A 23,359-nucleotide genomic window follows, 5' to 3' on the forward strand; every position below is an offset into this window, starting at 1 on the left:
TAATAAAAATAGGGTAGATTTCTACCATAGGTGTAACGTGAATATTCGTAGTTTAATCAATCAAATATTGTTTCTTTTTCTGTTGGGTATTGGAATTCTAAATCCGCTACTTGCTGCCAATAACGCTTTTGTTAATTACAACAAATCACATAATTTAATCCAAAACACAGTCACTGACATTGTCGAAGACAAAGACGGTTTTATCTGGTTTTCCACTTTTGAAGGTTTAAGCCGATTTGACGGCTATGAGTTTAAAAACTACGTACCATCAGAAAAAACCAACAACGCTCTGCCCGCTGGGTTTATTAAAAAATTACAAATCGATACTCAAGGGAACCTGTGGGTTGCTACAGTTAATGGTTTAGCTAAATACAATACATTACAAGATAACTTTAGCATTTATGATAAAACCAATAGCACTTTAAAAAGCAATGAAATATACACTCTCGCCATTGATCGCAATGGTGAATTGTTAGTCGCTACTGATGAAGATTTGTATTTATATGATAGACAGTCAAACAACTTTTTACCTTTTATTGTAAACGGTGAAAAACTCCCTAATGAAGTCAAAGTCATCTTCAGCGAACAAGACAAAACTTGGATAGGCAGTTTAAGCCAAGGCTTATTTTTATTAGACCACGTTTCAAATACACTCCACGACTTAAAAAAGGAAAACAAGTGGGAAGTGCAAATTCCAGCTAATTACATTTACGAAATAAAACAAATTAATAATGAATACTGGATTGGCACAGAACAAGGTGCCTATGTTGTCAACATAATAGCTGCTGAGACAATCTCATTAAATACAAGTAGCTCCCCCGCCATAGTAGGCCAAGAAGTACGTAGTATTATTCAAGATGGTGGCAATAATATTTGGCTAGGAACGAGCACAGGTATCAGTATTCTTGATGCTAATAAAAATACTTTAGTTACCTACAATGAGCAAAACAATATAGATTTCGGTTTAAATAGTAGTCATTTCTTTAAGTTATTTGTAGATTCAAATAATTCTATATGGTTAGGTACCTATTCGGGAGGGGCATACAAACACAACCCAAACAATAGCAAAATTAAATTATTCAACCATTCTGCTAAAAATGAGAACTCTTTATCGGGAAACTTAATATGGGGAGTAAAAGAAGATGTTAATGGTAATATTTGGCTAGCAACCCAAACTGACGGTATCAATATGTTTGATCCCAAAACTAAATCATTCAAACGATACTTGACAGACTTTAAACACCATATTTGGTCCATTACAATAGACGATATTCAAAGAATTTGGATAGCTAGTAATGGCGGCATTTTTGTATATAAATTTAATGGTGATGAACTTGAGTTAGTACAAAGCTTATTACATGACCAAAGCGTACAAAAAGTCAGTTTTATTAATGGTAAGATTTGGCTCCCATCTAACGAAAACAAGATTAAATGGATTAATACTAGTGATTTCACAATAGAGTCAATTACCCTATCTAATCCAAATACCAACTCAGTCAATCCACTTTTTTTAGATAGCAATCAAAACCTTTGGTTTGATACCAATGTTGGCATATTACATTTTAACGTTGTGACTCAAAACATAAGTCATTTAATCTTAGATATAACGGACAACAATTTAAACTATTTCAATAGTGTTATAGAAACTAAAGACGCATTTTGGTTATCGTCTTTAATTCATGGGGTTTTAAAAATTGACAAAAATACTTATAAAGTCCTTTTTGAATTAAATATTGAAAATGGTCTGAGTAGCAACCAAGTATTAAGTTCAATAATATATAAAGACAGCCTATGGTTAACCTTTACTAGTGGCATTGATGAAGTTTCCATAAAAACAAATGAAGTACTGCAAAATATACAGCCAGAAATGTTTAATTATAATGAATTAAATGAAGGAGTTGGGTTACTTACCAATAATGAAAAAATATACTTCGGCGGTACCAATGGATTCTTGATATTTGATCCAAATCAATTATCAGTTAAAGCTCAATTGCAAGGACTTACGAACAATACAAACGTCCAACCACCTATTATTACTCAACTCAGGCTTTTCGGATTACCCACATCGATTCATTCCAATTTAAGTCCACTTAAACAACCTATACACACGGTGAGTGAATTAAATCTACCTTATGACTCAAACATATTGAGTTTTAAGTTTGCGCAAGTGAATCCAATCTCTCCTAAAGCCGTAAGCTACCGTTACAAATTAAATGGTTTGTCAGACAAATGGATTGAGACAGTATCTGAATCGCCTAGATACGCACATTTCTCTTATTTGGATTTCGGTCAATACGAACTTTTAGTTCAAAGTAAAACGCCATTATCTCAATGGTCTGAAAGTAGAAAACTAAAAATTAATATTGCACCGCCCTTTTGGCTGCAAAAAAATGCGCTGATAATATATGGCATCATTAGCATACTTATATTTTTATATATTATAAAAGAAGCTAGAAGACGTAATGCAATTCAACAATCTATCCAAGAAAATGAAGAGCGTCTTAAACTTACCTTGTGGAGTAGTGGCGATGAATTATGGGATTGGGATATATATCAAGGGCAAGTATTTCGGTCAAATACTTGGGGGACATTAGACTTCCCTCAGGATGACATCCGGGTCAATAGTTCATATGAAGCTAACATTCACCCAAATGACATCCAAAGGGTGCAAGAATCTCTGAATGCCCATATAAAAGATAAGTCTGAGCATTATGAAGTGACCTATAGAGCCAAGACTTATAAGGGTGATTGGTTGTGGGTGCTGGATAGGGGGAAAGTTGTTGCTAGAGACAATAATAATCAAGCACAACGTATGACCGGAACTCTTAAAAACATTAGCCACTTAAAGGTAGCTGAAGAACAATTGAAACTATTTAAACGCTCAATCGAAACTATATCCGACGGAGTGTTTATCACTAACACAGACTTCAAATATATCTCGGTAAATAATTCTTATTGCAAATACACAGGGGAAACCCGCGAACAAGCTTTAGCCAGTTATTTAAGTTTTCACCAGTATCCGGGCGCATTTACCGAGGAAGTGAAAAAAGCCTTAAAACAAAAAGGAAATTGGAATGGTGAGGTAGAATCTCGTCGGGTGTGTGGTGAAAAATATGAAATGGAACTGAATATAGATGCCATCACTGACGAAGATGGAAAAATAAGCCATTATGTGGGGGTGTTTTCTGATATTACAGCCCGCAAAGGTACAGAAAAAGAACTACTTAAACTGTCTAACACTGACCCATTAACTGAGTTACCTAACCGTTCGTTCTTCTTGGCTAACCATGCAAATATAGTGCGTCGAAACACCCCACATGCGCTAATTTGTTTAGACATGGATAACTTTAAAAAGATAAACGACTCTTTAGGGCATCAGACCGGCGACCTACTCATTAAACAAATTGCTAATCGTTTACAAAAGTTAGCCGGTACAACAGCTACCTGTTATCGCTTAGGTGGCGATGAATTTAGTATATTAATAGACAACACCACTGACATACACAAAATCACCCATTTTGCTCAGGCCATTTTAGATGTTATGGCTCGCCCATTTATTATCAATAAACAAGAATTTGTATTAGGTGCGAGTCTAGGCATAGTGTTTTACCCTGAAGATGGTATTTCGCCCCAAGAGTTACTTAAAAACGCCGATACAGCCATGTACTTTGCCAAAAATGCTGGAGGTAATAAGTACCAATTTTTCAGTGGTGAAATGAACCAAAATGCTGTTAGACAGTTACAAATTGAAAACTTAATTAGGCATGGCCTTAAAGAGGATCTATTTACAGTCTTTTACCAACCTAAAGTAGATATTGCTAGCGGCAAACTAGTGAGTATGGAAGCTTTAGTGCGTTATGAACATCCCGAAAAAGGCCTTGTCAGCCCAGCACAATTTATTCCCCTGGCCGAAGAAACAGGTCAAATAATTGACATTGGTGAAGTAGTGTTAAGAAAAGCCTGCCAAGAAACTAAAAAATGGGTCGATGCGGGGCTATTTACAGGCCGTGTTGCCGTCAACATATCTGCCAGACAGTTTGAAATACCCGATCTTGACGACAGGATCATGAACATATTGCAACAAGTTGGGCTTTCACCATTACATTTAGAATGTGAAATTACCGAAGGCACTCTCATGCAAAATCCAGAAAGTGCACTGACAATGATGCAACGTTTAAGAGAGCGAGGTATTCACTTAGCATTAGATGATTTTGGCACGGGTTACTCTTCCCTTGCCTATTTAAAGCGTTTCCCTATCAATACGCTAAAGATTGATAAAGCTTTTATAGATGATATAGCCAAGGCATCGGAAGATAGATACATGACTCAATCTATTATCACGATAGCCCACAACCTAGGTTTAAAAGTGGTAGCAGAAGGTGTGGAAGATGAAGATCAGTTGTCAATTTTACGTCGTTTCAAATGTGAGATGTTACAAGGTTACTTATATAGTAAACCTTTAAATACCCTTAGATTTGAAGCTTTACTGAAAGAAAATGACCAATTACGTAAAATAATTCAAAGCGTGAAGGCTTAAGTTAACCACTTTTACGACAAAATTTGCCGCTTAGCGGCAAATACCTACCCAATTAGGAATGTATTGCAACGTCTCGTGTTACTTAACGTATAGCAGATATTTGCGAGATTGCATTCTCCCCCAAAAAACTGAACACGAGTGATTTTTTAACCTGCTTTGTATGACATATTCATGAAATATGGATGACAAAATGATTGAATTAATAAAGTTGGCACGTATTAAGCTATACCTATACTGACCGACATAAAAATGTCGGCAAACTTAAACGTCAATAATTAAATAACCGAGGAAAGTAAACGATGTTAAAAGCTTATGCAGTAGCAATGGTATTAGCCACAACCACTCCAGTAGCAGCTAAAGCGGAAGAAAGTGTTCAGGCACCTACCAAAAGCCAAGCAACTTCAACTAAAACTGTAGCTACAACTAAAAGTAGTGTTAGAAAAGGTAGTATCAGGTTTTAAAGACAACAACATCGACGCTTTCACAGCAGAGATAATTTGACATCAAAAGAGAGGGAACCTCTTTTTATCCTCAAAAGGACGAGTAGCCAAGTATATTCTTATACTTGAAACAATACGCTTTCAATGCCTCTAGACTTTAACAATTTCACTCTTTGTCTAGATTTAAATAATGGATAGATAAACGGTCCAAAAACCAGTCCCGCAGCAGCCCATTTCTTAGCAGTCAATCCTGTTTTATAAGACTGAATGTAATACACCACACTAAACACTATCGAAGCTAACACAAACAACATATTCACACCCTTGCCGATTAATTTTAACACCCTAGTAACCTTTGTACTTTCGTAATTAAAAATACGTTACGCCATAACAACCAATCGGTAGTTTATGCTGTCTATTTTACTAAATAACCAAGCAAAAAAAAGCTGGTTCAAGTATTAATTGAACCAGCTAGGTATATCAGATTATTCTTTAATAGAAAATAATGCCATCCTTTAATAAAAGAACTTCTTAATAAAAAGAACGTCCTTCATCTGACATTTTTTGTAAACAGGTAGCAGGTGCATAATTATCACCTAATAAGTTTTGGTAATGTTTTAATCTAGCAACTACATGAGAAATACCTAATGAGTGCATATAGCGGAATGGTCCACCTAAGAATGGAGGAAACCCAATACCAAATATTGCGCCAATATCACCATCTCTAGCACTACGAATTACACCTTCATCTAAACACATAGCTGCTTCATTTAACATCAATAATACACATCGTTCAGCTATTTGTTCATTACTCATTTTACTCGCAGGGGTTACACCCAATAACGTATAGATAGTTTGATCGACTTCTTTGCCAGGCTTTTTGCCAGAATAATTGTAGAAACCTTTTTTATTCTTCTTACCTTTACGATCGTCTTCTAGTACCTTGTCAAAACTTGGGTTAAAGGCAAAACGATCACCAAATTGAGCCTGCAAAATAGGTCCAATCTTAGTGCCTACATCAATCCCCACTTCATCCAATAGTTTGACTGGCCCCACCGGAAAACCAAACTTTACTAAAGCCTTGTCTATATTTTCAATAGGCTCACCAGCCATTAAAGCTTCAGCGGCCGCATTCATGTATGGCGCTAAAATACGATTCACATAAAACCCTGCACCGTCTTTTACTACAATAGGTGTTTTACCTTGTTTTTTGGCAAGCTCTACCGTAGTAGAAATAGTTAAATCAGAGGTTTTTTCATGGGCAATCACCTCAGCTAAAGGCATTTTGTCTACCGGAGAAAAATAATGTAAACCAATTACCTGCTCTGGCCTTTGTGCTTTTTCTGCAATTTGAGAAATAGGAATCGACGAGGTGTTTGATGCAAAAATTGTATGCTCGGCACAATTGTTTTCCACTTCTTCTACCATCTTCTGTTTAAGCTCTAAATTTTCAAAGACGGCTTCAATCACCACATCAGCGTTGCCTAAACCAGAATAATCTAAGGTACCCGTCAATAAAGATAACTGCTTTTGCATTTCTGATTTTTTAATGAAGCGACGTTTTACTTTTTTATTCAGTATGTCGTAGCTGTATTTAATCGCATTAGAAATACCTTCAGGGCGAATATCTTTAATTCTCGCTGGTAATCCTGCTTTGGCTGCAGTCACAAAAGCAATGCCTCCGCCCATTAATCCACCACCTAACACACCAATTTTAGATAATGAGGCAGACTCAACTCCATCAACACCATTTTCTTTTTTCATTTCAGTGGTGGCAAAAAAGATACTTCGCAGTGATTCAGACTCTGGAGTTTTGACTAAATGACCAAAGTGCCCCGCTTCCACTTCCAAACCTTTGATCATGCCTTTATTTAAACCAGTTTCAATACAATCAATAATCAGCTCTGGTGAAGGATAATTACCTTGAGTTTTACTTAAAGTTTGTTTGCGAGCTTGATTAAACATAGTCTTACGACCAAAAGACGTTTTCTCCAAAAACTTACCCATTAGATTTAGTTTAGGGCCCTGACGTTTGGGCTTTGATTTTTTAGCCATTTGAATAGCCACATCAAGCAATATGGCTTGAGGTACCATGTCATCCACAATGCCGTATTTTTTAGCTTGTTTGGCTCTAACTGGGGCACCAGTTAACATCATTTTCATTGCTTGTTGTACGCTAATTAAGCGAGGTAATCTTTGCGTCCCACCACTACCAGGTAACAAGCCTAGTTGCACTTCTGGTAAGCCCATTTGAGTCTTAGCATCATCACTACATACACGATAATGACAAGCTAACGCTAACTCTAATCCACCTCCAAGGGCTGGGCCATGAATTGCTGCCACAAAAGTGATAGGCATATCTTCGATACGTTTGAACATGTCTTGACCGCTTTTAGCAATGGCCGTGGCATCTTCTGCTGTTTCACAAGCTGCCAACATACTGATATCAGCGCCAGCTACAAATGAGTTTGATTTACCGCTAATCAGTACCACGCCTTTAATACTGGGATCAGCTTGAATTTGTTGAAGCACAGCCTCTATTTGCTCAGCAAACTCCATTTTTAAGGTGTTCATGGTTTCGCCTGGTACATCCATAGTCAATATGGCGATACCATCGTCGCGAACATCTAGAGTAAAAGCGTTTGATGTTGGAGTGTTTTCATTAGTTGTCATTATTCAATACCTATACCCTATTCTGTTTCAACGATCATAGCTGCTGCAAGACCACCGGCCGCGCATGCGGTCAATAAACCAGTACCACCACCTCTACGATTAAGTTCATTCAACATTTGCGTGATCATACGTGTACCCGTTGCAGCAAATGGATGTCCATAAGCTAAAGAGCTGCCCATTACGTTAAATTTGTCCATATCCACTTCACCAGTTGCTTGGCTTCTGCCCAACTTGTCTTGAGCAAATTTGTCACTGGCAAACATTTTAAGATTAGCCAAAGTTTGCGCAGCAAAAGCCTCATGCATTTCAATTAAGGTCAGATCATTTAGGTTCATACCGGCTCTATCCAATGCCATAGGTGTGGCATAAGACGGCCCCATCAGCATATCTTGCCAAACATCAATTGCCGCCCAAGCGTAACTTTTAATATAACCAAGGGGTTGGTAACCCAAGGCTTTCGCTCGACTCTCAGTCATCATAACAATAGCAGATGCGCCATCAGTTAAAGGTGTAGCGTTGGCAGCGGTAACCGAACCATGTTGACGATCAAACACAGGGCGTAACTTAGCATAACCTTCCAGTTTAGAATCAAAACGCACGTTATTGTCTTTTTCAAATGGAGCTTTATAAGGCTCGGGATATGCGGTCATAACCTCGTTGGCTAATTTACCATCAGTCCAACTTTGTGCAGCTAAGGTATGAGAACGATGGGCTAGCGCATCTTGGTCTTGACGACTTATTTGATGGGTTTTAGCCATCTGTTCGGCAGTTTGTCCCATAGACAATCCAGTAGAATATTCGGCTACTGCAGGCGGTACAGGTAATAAATCTTTTAAACCCAGTTTTTTTAATACTTGCCATTTCTGACCTAAGGTTTTGGTTTTTTGTAAATCAACTAAAGCACGGCCTAGTTTTTTAGACACACCGATTGGCGATACAGAAGTCGAATCTGCCCCCCCCGCTACGCCCACGCTAATATTACCGGCCATCATAGACTCAGCAATACTCACTGTTGATTGAAAGCTAGTAGCACAAGCCCTAGATACACTATAAGCATCGGTTTTTATATCCATGCCTGTGCCTAACACTATTTCTCGGGCAATATTTGGCGCTTCAGGCATTTGTACCACTTGGCCATAAACTAATTGTTCTATTATCTTTGGATCAAGATCATTGCGGGTCAACATTTCATTAACCACCATCTTACCTAAGTCAACAGCGGGTACACCGTGAAAGTTAGTTGCCATTTTGGCAAAAGGCGTTCTCAAGCCTGCCACAATAGCGATCCTGTCGCCTTCTCTGGTTTTAACTATTTGTTTAGTCGTCATTATTTAACCTTCTTGCCTTATCACTAATTAGTACACAAACACAGTGGTCTGACCTGTAATTTTGAGATGATTGTACAGAGATACACCCACGACTTCAAGTATGGTCATACCAGAACAGTTAGTTAGCTTTAAATTACATTTAAAACAAATAGTTAAGTATTAGTTAAGTAATTTAAAATCTGTCTAAGTCTAGTCTATCTAAGTATTATTGTTGAGTTAATTTACACCCCATTAATACCCTGTTGTTCTAAAAGCATTAGCAAAATTAAAAGCTTTGTAACATTGTTTTTCTAGGGATGAACCTTATATCAGGTAGCATTGTCTTTAAGGGCATTCAGTTTTTATAAAAATTTCCGAGTTTAGTTAATTCCCAGTTAAGAAGGAAAAAGTTTACGTCATGCCAGTCGCTCAATTTAATCAATTACAAGCTTATTTAGACAGTCAAGTTATCGGCCAACAAACCCTAACCAGAAATATTTTGGTCGCCTTATTAGCAGATGGACATTTATTAGTAGAGGGCCCTCCTGGATTAGCAAAAACTCGAGCGGTTACCGCCCTAGCTAAAAGTGTTGAAGGTGACTTTCATCGGGTGCAGTTTACCCCAGATTTATTACCAGCAGATTTAACCGGTACAGATATTTATCGTCCTGAAACAGGCAATTTTGTGTTTCAACAAGGTCCTTTGTTTCATAATCTAGTATTAGCTGATGAGATCAACCGAGCACCAGCTAAAGTGCAATCAGCATTACTTGAAGCCATGGCCGAGGGACAAATTACTGTAGGTAACAAAACCTATAATTTACCCGACTTGTTTTTAGTTATGGCCACCCAAAACCCTATTGAGCAAGAAGGTACCTACCCTCTTCCAGAAGCCCAATTAGACCGCTTTTTGATGCACCTAGAAATCGACTACCCAGGTGCCGATACAGAAATGGAAATATTACGTTTAACGCGTAATGAAGCTATGCACAAAGAGCCAGTGAGTCCGCCATCTTTGTCACAAACCGACATATTTAACGCCCGTCAAGATATGCTGAAAATTCACTTAGACGACAGTTTAGAACAATATTTAGTACAACTCATTATTGCTACCCGCCAACCCGAAAAGTACAACCAAGAGCTTGCCACTTGGATTGAATTTGGTGCCAGTCCAAGGGCCACCATAGCTTTGGATAAATGTGCCCGTGCACATGCTTGGTTAATGGGTCGTGATTTTGTTGGCCCAGACAATATTCAAGCAGTATTTCATAATGTGTTACGTCACAGAGTATTACTAAGTTACGAAGCTGAAGCCGAAGGCATTGGTCGCAATCAAGTGTTAGATAAAATTTTGCAGTTAGTCCCTGTTCCTTAAGCAAATACGTTAAGTGAGTCTTTTAATAAGAAACTCTTAAGTTATGACTTTTTAGTGACAAGAATGAACAGGTAGAAACATGCAAGATATTGCACAATGGCTAACAAAACACCACAGCAATGGTGTTGATCTTGGTATCAAGGAATTAATCCACTACCAAGCTAAAACAGGTTTAATCAATCTATCGCCTCGCAAAACGGTGCAAGCTAAACTTGCCGGCGCTTATTTGGCCAAAACTAAAGGCCGAGGTATGGAGTTTGACGAAGCCCGTCATTACCAACCTGGAGATGATATTCGCGCAATTGACTGGCGTGTAACGGCTCGTACTGGCAAAACCCATACAAAATTATATCGTGAAGAAAAAGAGCGCCCTGTATTTGTACTAACAGATTTGTCATCTAGCATGCAATTTGGCACTCAACTATTGTTCAAATCCGTCCAAGCGGCCCACCTTAGCGCCCTTATAGCTTGGGCTGCGCGTAAACGAGGGGATCGTATTGGGGGATTAGTATTTAATCAGCACCAGCATATTGAGTGTAAACCGTTTACCCGTCAAAAAGCGGTATTGTCGTTACTTAACAGCATGATTAAAATCCAGCAACAGCCGCAAGATCAACAAACACCTCAAGTCACCCTAGCGGATGCTTGTGCCAGAATTCGCCGCCTAGCACACCCAGGTAGTTTAATTTTTATTATCAGTGATTTTAGTCAGTTGGATGAAGTCGCTAAACAACATATTTCCCAGATGAGCAAACATTGCGAAGTTATCGCCCATCCAATTAGTGATCCTTTTGAGCATCAATTACCCAAAGTCAAAACCAGCCAAAGAGTGGCATTAAGCGACGGTAAAAATAGGCAACAAATAATATTAGGCGAAAAGGCCACTGAACAGCAATACACTAATCAACATCAAACTTACTTTGAAAAACTTAAACACACATTAAAACAGTGCAAAGTACAAGTCATCGATATTAATGCAGGGGTGCCTTTGGCGTCGCAACTAGATCCTTTTTCTGGGGGAAGACGTTAATGAACCCCTTAGAGAACTTACAAGATATTCATTCCCCAGCCGAAATTGGGCTCTGGCCTTTAGCTTATGGGTGGTGGATATTAGCTATTTTAATAGTGATAGCCATAGTGCTAACCAGCAAATGGCTAATCGCTTTTTACCGTGTGCGCAAAAATAAAAAGTGGGCCTTACAGGAGCTCAATAAATTAAATGAACAAGCCCCCAATTACGCAGCTCAAATAAACCAATTGTTAAAACGTGTGGCTATGGCTTATTTCAGCAATATTTCTGTGCAAAAACTGCATGGCAGTCAATGGGCAGAGTTTTTAGCTAACGCCTTATCAGACAAACAAGCCGAAAAATTATCCCCCGTCATACAAGATATGCAAAATAGTTTGTATCGTAAGCATGAGGCTGAACATACTGACCAAATAGAGTACAAACAACTGGCAACCACTTGGATAAACCAAGCTCTGCCGCCTAACAAAAAAACCAAACAAAAACTGGAGCAGAGTTATGCTTGAGTTTGAATGGATATGGGCATTGTATGCCTTACCTTTACCACTATTGGCATTATTATTACCTAGCAAAAAACAAGGCCAACAAGCGGCGCTTCGGGTACCGAGTTTAACTGCTGGTATAGAAACCACACAAACACATAAAGGTACGAATAAACTTAAATTACTATTAGCTGCAATTGCTTGGATATTATTAGTCATAGCCACAGCTCGTCCTCAATGGTTAGGTGAGCCTGTGAGCATTCCTGCAGAAGGTCGCGATTTAATGATAGCAGTAGATCTATCTGGCAGTATGAAAATTGATGACATGCAAGTTAATGGCCGACAAGTGGACAGGCTAAGCATGATCAAATTTGTATTAAGTGACTTTATTCAGCGCCGCGTAGGTGATCGCCTAGGCCTGATTTTGTTCGCTGATACTGCCTATTTACAAGCACCATTAACTTACGATAGAGAAACAGTTGATCAACTGCTTAAAGAATCCTTAATTGGCTTAGTGGGTGAACAAACCGCTATAGGGGATGCCATTGGACTGGCCATTAAACGTTTTGAAGCCCGTGAAGAATCCAACAAAGTATTAGTGTTATTAACCGATGGGCAAAATACGGCAGGTAACATCACCCCAGAACAAGCTAATGAACTAGCCGTAAATAATGGCGTGACCATTTACACTATAGGTGTAGGTGCAGACAAAATGTTAGTGCAAAGCTTTTTTGGCAACAGACAAGTGAATCCGTCGCAAGATTTGGATGAAGACATGTTAACCGAAATAGCCACCTCTACTGGCGGCCAATACTTTAGAGCCAGAGACGCCCAGTCACTACAACAAATATATGCCACTTTAGATGAGCTTGAACCCATAGCACGAGAAAGCAAACAAATGCGCCCATTAAAGGCCTTGTATTTTTATCCTTTAGGATTGGCATTACTTATCACAGTGTTAATGGCCTTATGGCCGTTACTAAAACAATTCACGCAATTTATTGTTAATCAGAACAAACACCTAACAGAGGGCAAACAATGATTGACCAATTGTCCTTAATGAACGAGTTTCATTTTATTCGCCCCCACTGGTTGTGGGCGATTATTCCATTATTAATCATAGTGGGGCTAACTCGCCACATTCAAAAACAGCAATCGGGCTGGCAATCGGTATTAGCGAGTCACTTGTATCAACATTTAATGACTTCAGACGGCGCCAAACAAACCCGTCCCCCACTTTTTTTATTAGCCTTGGCTTGGGTAATAGCAACCTTGGCCTTAGCTGGCCCCACTTGGGAGCGATTGCCACAGCCGGTTTATCAATTAAACACAGGTAAGGTAGTACTAATTGATATGTCTTTGTCAATGCGCGCCACGGATGTGACTCCCAATAGGTTAACCCGAGCTAAATACAAAGCCATAGATTTAGTTAATGCTATTACCGAAGGTGAAACAGGTTTAGTGGCTTATGCAGGAGATGCATTTACCATTAGTCCGCTAAGTTCAGATGCACAAAACTTAACCACCTTAATACCTAGTTTAACCCCAGAAATAATGCCTATTGCCGGTAGCGATCCCGCCTTAGGTTTACAGGCAGCTATAGAGTTATTACAAAATGCAGGTTATCAACAAGGTGAAATCTTTTGGATCACAGATGGAGTTGAAAACCAACAAATGAAAGAAGTCAGTGAAATTCTAAATGGCTCACTGTTTCGTTTATCTATCCTAGCTGTTGGCACTGAAGAAGGCGCCCCTATTCAACAAACCAATGGCGAATTATTAAAGGATAGTCGAGGAGCAATCGTTATCCCTAAGTTAACCACGAGTAACTTAAGCTCATTAGCTAGTTCTGGCGGTGGCAGATATGCGCCTATGCAAACAGACGATAGCGATATCGATTATTTACTTGATCAAAGCCTGTTAGAGGAAGAGCAAGACGAGGAATCAAAAGAAGAAAACGAAAAAGATAGTTTCGGGGATAAATGGCAAGAAATGGGTCCTTACTTGTTACTGCTATTATTACCAATTGCAGCTTATGCCTTTCGACGTGGCATAATTACAGTATTACTGGCGGCGGTTTTATTGCCGGTCTACACTCCTCAAGCCCAAGCGGATTGGTGGCAAGACATGTGGCAAACCAGTGATCAACAAGCCATGAAGTCCTATAAAAGTACCGACTTCGAAAAGGCTGCTGGTCAATTCGACGACCCCATGTGGCAAGGTAACGCTCATTATAAAAATAAAAATTATGAAGAAGCCCTAAAGTCTTATTCTCAAGCGGCAAAGGCTGATGCTAACAATATCGATGCCTTATACAATATGGGTAACACTCTAGCCCAAATGCAAGAGTTAGATAAAGCGATTGCGGCCTATGATCAAGTATTAGCACAACAGCCTGAACATCAAGATGCCTTAACCAATAAAGCACTGTTAGAAAAACTCAAACAGCAGCAAGAGCAACAGAATCAAGATCAACAAGACCAGTCTGACGGTGAGGATGGCGAACAATCTGAGCAAGATCAGCAACAAGGTGATCAACAACAAGATGGTGAAAACCAACAAGGCGATCAACAAGAACAACAAGAACAACAAGAACAACAAGATGGCCAAGACAGTCAGTCTCAGCAGGAACAGGACCAACAAGATTCCGAGCAAAATTCCGAGCAAAACGAGCAACAAGGCTCCCAAGGCGAAGAAAACGAACAACAAGGCTCTGAAGGTGAAGAGAGCGAACAAGCTCAGCAACAAGCTGAAGAAGAAAACGAAGAACAAAGTGAAGAACAGCAAGCCCAAGCTGCGCAAGCACAAGAGACGGAGTTAACCGACGAACAAAAAGAACAAATGCAACGCATGCAGACTTTGTTAAACCGGGTTCCAGATGATCCTGCATTTTTGTTAAAACGCAAAATGCAAATCGAAGCACAAAGACGCAAAAGAGAAAGGTTACCAACTAATATTCAGGGGAATTGGTAGTAGTGAATAGTTTAATAAAAATATTTAACCGTTTAAGTATAGTGTTACTGGTTTTGAGTGGCTCTGTGCAAGCCCAACAAGTGGAAGTCACCGCTAGCGTTGACAAAAATCCAGTGATGGTTGATGAATCGTTTAACCTAACTATAGTGGCAAATGGCGATGTGGATAGAGGTGCATTTGATTCTTCAGCTCTTTTAAAAGACTTCACTGTGGGCAGAACGTCTGTCAGCTCCCAAACCCAAATGATCAATTTCACTACCACTAGAAGCACTACCTGGACAACAACAATTATTCCTAAAAAAAGAGGAATTTATACCATCCCAGCATTTGATATTGCCGGTAGTAAAACCAAAGAAATAGACTTAGTTGTAGTACCCGTAACAGCGGGAAAATCGTCACAAGGCCGTGATTTATTTATTACTACAGATGTCGACGTAGACAAGGTTTACCTACAGCAGCAAGTGCATTACACAGTTAAATTACATTTAGCTAAAGATCTGCAAAGAGGTAGTTTATCTAGTCCAACCCTAGAAAATGCCGACATACGTCAAATTGGTAAAGACAAAGAATACAATGAAATTGTCGACGGAAAGCGTTACCGCATTATTGAACGTTCTTTTGCGATTATTCCCCAACAAAGTGGCACCTTTAATATTGAAGGGCCTTTATTTGAAGGTGAAGTGGTCGACAATAGCCGCCAAAGTTTTGGATTTTTTAATCGTAGTAAAGCGGTCAATCGCGTGGGCCCTGCCCAACAAATTGAAGTATTACCCATTCCAAGTAACTACAATGAGCATTGGTTACCCAGTGAGTTCGTGCAAATAGATGATGAGTGGCAAGGTAAGGATGGAGACTATATCGCCGGTGAACCCATTACTCGTACTATGACGTTAACAGCTATTGGCGTGATTGAGGAGCAATTACCTGAATTAAATAGTCAATATCCAAACACAGTCAAGACCTATCCAGATCAAGCTGAAACTACTACGATTGAAAAAGACAATACGCTGATTTCACAACGTAAAGAATCTATTGCCATAATACCCAGTCAAGCTGGCAAACTAACCATTCCAGAGGTTAAAATTCCTTGGTTTAACACTATTACCCAAAAAACTGAATACGCCACCTTGCCAGCCAAAACTATTCAGGTCGTACCCGCCGCAACTCAATCCGGTAGCGCACTCCCGATAGCCCCTACTTTAGCGCCAGCTGCCAATTCAACTCCAGAGCCAAGCAATACAAATACACAATCCATAGTGCAAATAACTGGGGTGGAACAATATTGGCAATGGCTGAGTATCAGTTTATTGGTTTTATGGTTAGTCACACTAGTCGCTTGGTGGAAACACGCGACAAGCTTTAAGGGTAAAAGGCAATCAAAACCCTCTACAGTCAGAACCAGTGATAATGAAAAAACCGCATGGAAGGCCTTAGAAAAATCGCTAAATACTGGACGAGCACAAGATATTCATAATCAGCTCACCACTTGGCTAGCCCATTTAACCAAAGATAAAAATGCTACTCTAGAGCAAAATTTAAAACGAGTGAATAACCCAGTATTGACTCAACATATAGACGAGCTGTTGGCCGCTCGGTACGCTAAATCTCAAGCTAGTTGGCAAAGCACTGAATTACATCAAGTGTTGCGTGAAGTGAGAAAAAGTTGGTCACAGCAAGATAAAGCTAGTTCATCGCTGCAGCCCTTGTATCCAAATGGGTAGTGTGTTGTTGTACCCTAAAAATCTGCTCCATCATTTTTGGGTAATTGGATAAATTAAAATGTTTTCACGAAAGCAAAACAATAAAGCCTCGGTCTCTAATGACATGGCAAATAAACAACAACGCTATGAAGCATTAGTACTGGCTTTACATAGTGATATATACCGTTACGCGATTTGGTTAGTTAAAGACAAAGCCGTAGCGGAAGACATAGTACAAGAGACCTTTCTTAGAGCTTGGAAATCCTTGGATTCACTCAAAGATGAAAAAGCCGCTAAGTCATGGTTAATTACCATATTACGTAGAGAAAACGCTCGAAGGTTTGAACGTAAACAGTTTGATTTGGTGGATATCGACGATGTTTCAGTAATAGATGAGTCATTAAGTAACGAAGTTCAAATCGAACATAGAGAGCTCAGAGCCATCATGGCTTCGTTAAGTGAAGAATATAGAGAACCCTTAATGTTACAAATCGTTTTTGGCTACAGTGGTGATGAAATAGCTAAACAACTAGATTTAAATAAAAACACCGTCATGACTCGGCTTTTTAGAGCCCGTAATCAAGTTAAGGATGCATTGGAAAAAAGTGACACTCAGTGGGAGGTGCAAAATGGATGATTTAGAATTTCGTCGTACCTTGTACGCAGACCCTAATTGTACTGATGAAAATATTATAAAAGCCGCGGCAGACGATCCCAAAAAACGAGCCTTTATAAAAGAGTTAAAAGAGTTAGATGCTAAAATGTGTGATGCCAGCCAAGTCAATGTGCCTAAAGACTTAGCCAGTAAATTGATATTACGTCAAACCATGCATTGTCATGAGCTCAGTAAAAAAAGAAACCGCATCAACTTAGCACTTGCCGCTTCTGTAGCATTTGTGATGGGCATTAGTTTTACTTTATGGCAACAAAGCAACTTAATTAACATGGCAGAACATGCCATAGCCCATGTTAGAGCTGAAGGCAGTTATGCCCTTGATGCCAATGAAAATATCAGTATCGAGCAAGTAAATGCCAAACTCGCCAGTTTTGGTGGAGAGTTATCAGGGGAAATTGGCCAAATTTATTATGCTAATTTTTGTGACTTCGATAATGTCAGAAGCCTGCACATGGTAATGCAACTCAACGGCCAAAAAGTTACCGTGTTTGTGGTACCCAACAAAGCAGAATACGACAATAGTAGTCGCTCAAAAGATAAAACCTACCAAAGCCAAGCTGTTGATTTTAATCGGGCTAGTTTAGTAGTAGTAGGTGAAGATGGCGCAGATATGACGCAAGCTAAGCAAACGTTAAGTCAAAACTTTAAGTTTTCAGCTTAATAGTTTTGTGAGGGGCACAAGTGCCCCTGTTGTCTTTATTAAAAGCATACCCTTCGCGCACATTGCATGTGATGTGCGCACCAAGATAATACCAATCTGCATAAATAATTGGCCTCTCAGCGAGATTTTAAAAGGGAACAACCATTACTACATAGTGACCCCTTAATCACAATCCGCTGGACGCTTTCTGAGTGACGACTTATTTATGCCGATTGGTATAATTCAACTCAGTCACCGCAATTTCGGTAACTGCTGCTGCGTTACTCTACTTCCGCCATCCTTGTCGGTCGCATGCGTTTTATGCCTTTGTCACTAAGAAAAGAAGGATACTAATGACAATAAATTAACGCCAAATCAAGCGGGAAATTACAGTTAGGCTAAAATGCACAAAGCGTCAGCCAACTGTAATTTTTCCGTTTAAGCGTCTTGTGTGGGTAATAACTTGTTATGATTTTATAGTAGCTCTTAACATCCAAGCTGTTTTTTCATGTACACGCATACGGTCAGATACAAGAGCTGATGTTGACTCATCGTCTGCATTTTGCGCAATTTTTAAAACTTTACGGGAAGTTTTAATTACCTGCTCGTGACCCTTAGTCAATAACTCAACCATTTCGGATGAACTTGGAACACCATCAACTTCTTTGATAGAGCTGAGTTTTGAGAACTCTTTATAAGTTCCTGGTGCAGGAACATCAAGAGTTCTTATCCGTTCAGCAATATCATCAACAGCAATAGCTAACTCTGTATAATGTTCTTCAAACATCAAGTGTAACTCACGAAACTGTAAACCCGTTACATTCCAGTGAAAGTTGTGTGTTTGTAAATACAAGGTGTAAGAATCAGCTAATAAGTGCTTCAAACCATTTGATATTTCTGTTCTATTCTCTTTGCTAATACCAATATCTATCATTTTATTTCCTCATTTGTAAAACTTGATTGATGATAATGCCAACTGAAGCGATTAAATTATAACGAGCCTGTAGAAAAAGTCCCAGCCTTAAAATTAATACTAAAAACACATCAAAAAACGCGTTGCTAGGTGAAACCTGGATAGGTTTGACGATGGCAAACCAAACAGAATCAACATAAAACCTCAAGGCCTTAAGAAGGGGGGCCGGGATTCTCGGCGTCACCCTTGTTTAATTTGTTAGTATTTTCTGTGATTGCTACGTAAATAGTCCGCCATTTTGGTAGAACATGAAATAGCAATGTAATGAACGTAATCAAAAACACTAGAATACAAAACCACCCTATGGCTACGTATGTGTTGGTACTCATTTTTTCCGTGCTTGGGGCAATTAGTTCATTAATATGGATGAATGAAACTAACGCTAGAATAACTAATCCATCTGCCACAAAAAGCCAGAACATGATCCGAATGACTTTTGACTGGCTTATTGGTGACAACAACCAAAGCCGATACTCAGGGATATTTTCAATACTTTCGTGGCAAGAAGTTATGATTTCTGAGAAAACTTTTGTTGAAGCCACAGACCACAAAACAAACACGCCAAATAGTACCGAATATATAAGTGAGAAAGCTATTCTTGGTACCTCTAAACCGAGGGCTTTTATACTCTCTGCATCAGATAGAAACTGTTTACCAGTAATTAAATCAATTAGGAGAACAAGATTGATTAACGCGAGCGTACCTAACAGCTTATACCAGCCTGCCCTCGCAGATTTAAAAGCTTCTCTTATAAGTTCAACTTCCATATGCATTCTGCTTATAATACTACTCCCCCAATTTGGGGGAATTGTGAGTATTTTGCCACGAAGTGGCAGCGAGTAATTTTCCCAAGCCAACTTGCAGACTGAACAAAATTGGTTTGTTATGTTTAAGATACTACATTGTTTTTCATTGTTTGAACCGATTTACGCATAACCTTTGATGCTATAGGGATGGCAACAAATGCGTGTGAAAAAATGACAGCACTAGGCACTAACCAACTGGGAAAAGCAAAGATAAAAACTACGGCAATAATTGTAAAAAAAGCGCCCCACGTTAATATATGATTCCAGCCACAAAAATAATATTTACGCCATATTACATCTGCCTCACTTTGAGAAAGATTTTCTTTTTGAGCTAAATCCTTTTTAGATAAATACACTATACCCCCTGTAAACATAACGACCACAGAGGCTGCGCGGATTAATGCGTCCGGCGCGTAGGCCGATGATGCCTTTGCTTATTATGCGTTTCACTACCATAGGCTAGAGTCATTCAATGCTTAGAGATGGTGTGATGTGGGAAGCACCAAAAGCAATAAATTAACTATTGACGCCATAGTCTCTTGTTATATGCCGTTTATTCCATAGTTATACACTAAATATGAGATTTATAATTTATCCATTGCTAAATTATAAATCTCTTGATGACTCTAAGTCAGCTTTATGTTCTATAAATGTCATATCGTTTTCAGCTTAGAAATAGATGTATAGCAACCCGATCAGATACATCTGTGCAAACAAGCCAATCATATAGAAATAACTACGCGGGCTAGGGTTTTTGTTAGTCGCAATAACATAAAACAACACCATATGAGCTAAACGAGCTATAAAAAATATAATACTAACATTAAGTAAATGTTGTGGTGATATACCCAACATAATAGCAACGAGCACGCTCAATATAAAAATGGGCACGTTTTCTAACGAATTTAAAAATGTACGATGACTTCTAAAGACAAAAGAAAAGTGATCCAGTTCGGAGCTTACAACACCCGGTATGTATTCGCTTTGTTTTCTATGGGCTATAGTCGCCACTAATTGTTGTATAACTACCATGGCAATCAAAGATAAAACTATAAATAGTACGTAAGTGTATTGTTCAAACATTAAGAGTTCCCCAATTAATTTAATTTGCATGCAAAGTATAGTAAGATAATTACCTGTCTGACGCAACTACTTTGCACGCAAACTAAATATGCAACAATTAAAACTCTCTAATCAATTATGTCATCGGTACTATGTAGCCTCGAATGCAATCACACGAGCTTACCGTCCTTTTTTAGATAAATTAGACATTACCTATCCTCAATATTTGGTATTAATGGCTTTATGGGAAAAGGATAATGTTGATGTAAAATATGTTAAAGAAAAAACCCATATCGATGGCGGAGCTTTATCTTTAATACTTAAAAAACTCGATACTAAAATGTTATTGCAGTTACGCGCTTCAGATAAAGATAAGCGTATTAAATTTATTAAATTAACGGAAGCTGGATGGCAAATGCAAAAAGATGCTAGTTCTATTCCTGAGCAGTTGATGTGTCAGGTCACTGATATTACCCGTGATGAAGCTGAGTTGCTTAAAACACTAACCGATAAAGTCATTGCTAATTTGATCTAGTAAACAAACATACCGCCGTCTTAATGGGCAACCGAAGCAACGCGTAGGTTGTCCCGTGGAAGCCGCGCTTTTTTTTTCCGGCTGGAGCGTAATTGAACACTTTGTTATGTGATGATTTAATACACATCATTTCATCCCTGCACCGACAGTAGCACGAACAGGAACACCTGATGGGTCAAAGCCTTCTAGGCAGAATACATTGACACCATAGTGATCGGGTGTAACTCGCTTCCGATGGAACGGGTAAATACCACATACCTTGCAAAAGTAGTGTTCGGCTGTATGAGTATGGAATTGATAAGTAGTTAGCGAATCGCTGCCCGATAAAATGCGCATAGCGCTTTCATGAACTTTAACCATGAGAGCATTTTTACGGATACAAATAGAACAGTCGCAAGTCGTTAATTCCGGTAGATCAGTATCGATCTCAAACTGAACTGCGTTGCAGTGACACGACCCTTGAAAAGTTTTCATATTATTCATACTAGTTTTTGTTTTTCCGACCTCAAGACATATAACAGTGTGTTTTGATTGATTTCTTTGCAACCACAAAATAGCTAGAAGCATCTTTATATATCTCTTCAGATTCTAGTGTTTGAAACCCACCAACCGCAAGTAAGCTTTCTACGTCAGAGCTAGTAATCCTTCTTATAGGTATTGGAATTAGACCAAGCTTACACAGCACGCTGACGAGCTGGATTTGCAAGCTCACTAGAAATGACATCTTTTGACGCAAACAAGGTGTTACAGAGATAAATAAACCATCTGGCTTTAGTAAATCTTCAACTCTGAGCATTACATCCTGTGGATTAGGGACTGTATGCAACATATTGAATGCGAGAATGACATCAAATTTTTCATTTGAATATTTACTGTCAAATATATCGCCTTGTTCAAAGCTTACGTTTTCGATGTTTGCTACCGCAGCTTTTCCCCTAGCTATCTCGATCATATTCGATGATATATCAATTGCTTGAATTTCTTTTACTAGGTCAGAAAACTGACAAGCTGCAGTTCCAGTACCACAGCCATAGTCGAGAACCCTATCGCTATCCTTTAGAAATCTCTTAGTGTTTTCTCTAGATCTATTATGGATATACTCAAATCGCTCTTCGGTTTTGTCATAGCTCTTAGATGCCCCATCCCAAAACTCTTCAGATTTACTCATTTTCTATGCCTTAACGCTTAACATATGGGGATTTTAGGAGCGCTTTTGGCCGAAGGCCAGCGAGTAAAATTCCCACCATGATGTTTTTGTTATGTGCTCGGGTAAACCTCACAATCGTCTCCAAAACCGTGATTTCCCGCTTTTACAGTTTTGCTTTTGTTTCGGTATTCGTACCGAAATGATTTAGAAAAACCGCTCATGGAATGAGTTGCATGAACCATAACTGTAATAAAATCTTGAACATCAGAAGTCCAGATTGAATCAATATCTATAGCTTCTGTAATTCTGAAGGCGTAACGCGCATTTGAATCTTTCTTGTTGTATGGCGCAATGTGATAAATATCTCGGTGTTTTACTTCTTTGTGTTCAATAAATGGCCCAGACGCTGAATTCTTGGTTTGGCTTTTTAAAATCTCGACTTTGACATTGTTCAAGCCATGCCTACATTTGTTAATAAACTTAATTTCTATATATTTTTTATCTGAATTTTCAAAGTTAACGGCAATGTTAGGGGATATTATTAATTTAGGTTTGAGAAATGAAAATGAAAACCACAAGAATAGCGCCGATGCTGCAATTCCAGATAACACACCAGTTGAGATAGAGATTAGGTATTCCATATTTATACTTTCCTACATTTCGATTTATCCGAGCACATAACGAGGCTGTAGAAAAAGTCGATATTGACTGACCATTCCTTCGCCTTTATTTAATTTTTTAAGTGTTATGAACTTTGCCTTGGATAAATCTATTTTGCAAAGTTTTTTACTCATGTTAAGTATTTTCAGTTTTTTGGCGTTTATCTAGTGGGATACGGCGGTTGTGGGGGATAAAACTGGGTGGAGACGGCTTAGGACTTAGCTAACTATGCTGTTATCTGCCCATAATTCTTGAGCTTTTCGATATTCTGTATCAAACAGAATAAGTGCCACTGGCCTTGCACTTTATCTTTACCTCGAAGGCTAAAACGATTCAGTTTTTTGTT

The 23,359-nt window shown here is 38.8% G+C and carries 22 protein-coding genes; 11 read left to right on the top strand and 11 right to left on the bottom strand.

Annotation, left to right across the window (positions count from 1 at the left end):
* Positions 1 to 37 precede the first annotated feature (37 nt).
* Positions 38 to 4,537, top strand: a complete 4,500-nt coding sequence (locus L0668_RS19745; protein ID WP_235314454.1) for an EAL domain-containing protein — start codon at positions 38 to 40, stop codon at positions 4,535 to 4,537.
* 299 nt (positions 4,538 to 4,836) lie between these two features.
* Positions 4,837 to 4,998 (top strand): hypothetical protein, encoded by a 162-nt coding sequence (locus L0668_RS19750; RefSeq protein WP_235314455.1) that lies wholly within the window; start codon positions 4,837 to 4,839, stop codon positions 4,996 to 4,998.
* 98 nt (positions 4,999 to 5,096) lie between these two features.
* On the opposite strand, the gene L0668_RS19755 is transcribed toward L0668_RS19750, so the two are convergent.
* The 3 genes from L0668_RS19755 to fadI form a co-directional block, all read right to left on the bottom strand.
* Positions 5,097 to 5,321, bottom strand: a complete 225-nt coding sequence (locus L0668_RS19755; RefSeq protein WP_235314456.1) for a hypothetical protein — start codon at positions 5,319 to 5,321, stop codon at positions 5,097 to 5,099.
* 187 nt (positions 5,322 to 5,508) lie between these two features.
* Positions 5,509 to 7,650 (bottom strand): fatty acid oxidation complex subunit alpha FadJ, encoded by a 2,142-nt coding sequence (gene fadJ, locus L0668_RS19760; RefSeq protein WP_235314457.1) that lies wholly within the window; start codon positions 7,648 to 7,650, stop codon positions 5,509 to 5,511.
* Between the two features lie 17 nt (positions 7,651 to 7,667).
* Positions 7,668 to 8,978, bottom strand: a complete 1,311-nt coding sequence (gene fadI, locus L0668_RS19765; protein WP_235314458.1) for an acetyl-CoA C-acyltransferase FadI — start codon at positions 8,976 to 8,978, stop codon at positions 7,668 to 7,670.
* Between the two features lie 397 nt (positions 8,979 to 9,375).
* Here fadI and L0668_RS19770 point away from each other — a divergent pair, with 397 nt between their 5' ends.
* The 8 genes from L0668_RS19770 to L0668_RS19805 all read left to right on the top strand — a co-directional run bounded on the left by L0668_RS19770 (position 9,376) and on the right by L0668_RS19805 (position 17,851).
* Positions 9,376 to 10,332, top strand: a complete 957-nt coding sequence (locus L0668_RS19770) for an AAA family ATPase (protein WP_235314459.1) — start codon at positions 9,376 to 9,378, stop codon at positions 10,330 to 10,332.
* Between the two features lie 79 nt (positions 10,333 to 10,411).
* Positions 10,412 to 11,362 carry a DUF58 domain-containing protein gene (locus tag L0668_RS19775; protein WP_235314460.1) on the top strand — a complete coding sequence of 317 codons (951 nt, stop codon included), beginning with the start codon at positions 10,412 to 10,414 and terminating at the stop codon, positions 11,360 to 11,362.
* Positions 11,362 to 11,865 (top strand): DUF4381 domain-containing protein, encoded by a 504-nt coding sequence (locus L0668_RS19780; RefSeq protein WP_235314461.1) that lies wholly within the window; start codon positions 11,362 to 11,364, stop codon positions 11,863 to 11,865. Before L0668_RS19775 ends, L0668_RS19780 begins: the two co-directional genes overlap by 1 nt.
* Positions 11,858 to 12,883 (top strand): vWA domain-containing protein, encoded by a 1,026-nt coding sequence (locus L0668_RS19785; RefSeq protein ID WP_235314462.1) that lies wholly within the window; start codon positions 11,858 to 11,860, stop codon positions 12,881 to 12,883. Before L0668_RS19780 ends, L0668_RS19785 begins: the two co-directional genes overlap by 8 nt.
* Positions 12,880 to 14,814 carry a vWA domain-containing protein gene (locus tag L0668_RS19790; RefSeq protein WP_235314463.1) on the top strand — a complete coding sequence of 645 codons (1,935 nt, stop codon included), beginning with the start codon at positions 12,880 to 12,882 and terminating at the stop codon, positions 14,812 to 14,814. Before L0668_RS19785 ends, L0668_RS19790 begins: the two co-directional genes overlap by 4 nt.
* A gap of 2 nt (positions 14,815 to 14,816) precedes the next feature.
* The gene (locus L0668_RS19795) at positions 14,817 to 16,535 is read left to right on the top strand and encodes a BatD family protein (protein WP_235314464.1); all 1,719 of its coding nucleotides are present in this window, start codon (positions 14,817 to 14,819) and stop codon (positions 16,533 to 16,535) included.
* Between the two features lie 58 nt (positions 16,536 to 16,593).
* Positions 16,594 to 17,151, top strand: coding sequence for a sigma-70 family RNA polymerase sigma factor (locus L0668_RS19800; protein ID WP_235314465.1), 558 nt, complete (start codon positions 16,594 to 16,596; stop codon positions 17,149 to 17,151).
* Entirely contained in the window at positions 17,144 to 17,851 is a 708-nt protein-coding gene (locus L0668_RS19805; protein ID WP_235314466.1) for a DUF3379 domain-containing protein, read from the top strand. Before L0668_RS19800 ends, L0668_RS19805 begins: the two co-directional genes overlap by 8 nt.
* A gap of 445 nt (positions 17,852 to 18,296) precedes the next feature.
* On the opposite strand, the gene L0668_RS19810 is transcribed toward L0668_RS19805, so the two are convergent.
* The 4 genes from L0668_RS19810 to L0668_RS19825 form a co-directional block, all read right to left on the bottom strand.
* Positions 18,297 to 18,764 (bottom strand): Dps family protein, encoded by a 468-nt coding sequence (locus L0668_RS19810; RefSeq protein ID WP_235314467.1) that lies wholly within the window; start codon positions 18,762 to 18,764, stop codon positions 18,297 to 18,299.
* 191 nt (positions 18,765 to 18,955) lie between these two features.
* A complete protein-coding gene (locus L0668_RS19815) occupies positions 18,956 to 19,570 on the bottom strand; it encodes a hypothetical protein (protein ID WP_235314468.1) in 615 nt (204 codons plus the stop codon).
* 122 nt (positions 19,571 to 19,692) lie between these two features.
* Positions 19,693 to 19,965 (bottom strand): hypothetical protein, encoded by a 273-nt coding sequence (locus L0668_RS19820; RefSeq protein ID WP_235314469.1) that lies wholly within the window; start codon positions 19,963 to 19,965, stop codon positions 19,693 to 19,695.
* Between the two features lie 313 nt (positions 19,966 to 20,278).
* Positions 20,279 to 20,692 carry an MAPEG family protein gene (locus L0668_RS19825; RefSeq protein ID WP_235314470.1) on the bottom strand — a complete coding sequence of 138 codons (414 nt, stop codon included), beginning with the start codon at positions 20,690 to 20,692 and terminating at the stop codon, positions 20,279 to 20,281.
* Between the two features lie 88 nt (positions 20,693 to 20,780).
* Between L0668_RS19825 and L0668_RS19830 the strand changes: the two genes are divergently transcribed.
* Entirely contained in the window at positions 20,781 to 21,206 is a 426-nt protein-coding gene (locus L0668_RS19830) for a MarR family winged helix-turn-helix transcriptional regulator (protein WP_235314471.1), read from the top strand.
* A 126-nt stretch (positions 21,207 to 21,332) separates the two neighbouring features.
* Here L0668_RS19830 and L0668_RS19835 read toward each other — a convergent pair whose 3' ends face one another.
* From L0668_RS19835 to L0668_RS20800, 4 genes are all read right to left on the bottom strand, one after another.
* Positions 21,333 to 21,773 carry a GFA family protein gene (locus tag L0668_RS19835; protein ID WP_349815660.1) on the bottom strand — a complete coding sequence of 147 codons (441 nt, stop codon included), beginning with the start codon at positions 21,771 to 21,773 and terminating at the stop codon, positions 21,333 to 21,335.
* A complete protein-coding gene (locus L0668_RS19840) occupies positions 21,712 to 22,374 on the bottom strand; it encodes a class I SAM-dependent methyltransferase (protein WP_235314472.1) in 663 nt (220 codons plus the stop codon). Before L0668_RS19840 ends, L0668_RS19835 begins: the two co-directional genes overlap by 62 nt.
* A gap of 89 nt (positions 22,375 to 22,463) precedes the next feature.
* The gene (locus tag L0668_RS19845; protein WP_235314473.1) at positions 22,464 to 22,994 is read right to left on the bottom strand and encodes a hypothetical protein; all 531 of its coding nucleotides are present in this window, start codon (positions 22,992 to 22,994) and stop codon (positions 22,464 to 22,466) included.
* Between the two features lie 245 nt (positions 22,995 to 23,239).
* On the bottom strand, positions 23,240 to 23,359 hold a 120-nt coding region (locus L0668_RS20800; RefSeq protein ID WP_441295212.1), incomplete at its 5' end, for a transposase.

The organism is Paraglaciecola algarum, from assembly GCF_021532655.1.
Classification (GTDB): Bacteria; Pseudomonadota; Gammaproteobacteria; order Enterobacterales; family Alteromonadaceae; genus Paraglaciecola; species Paraglaciecola algarum.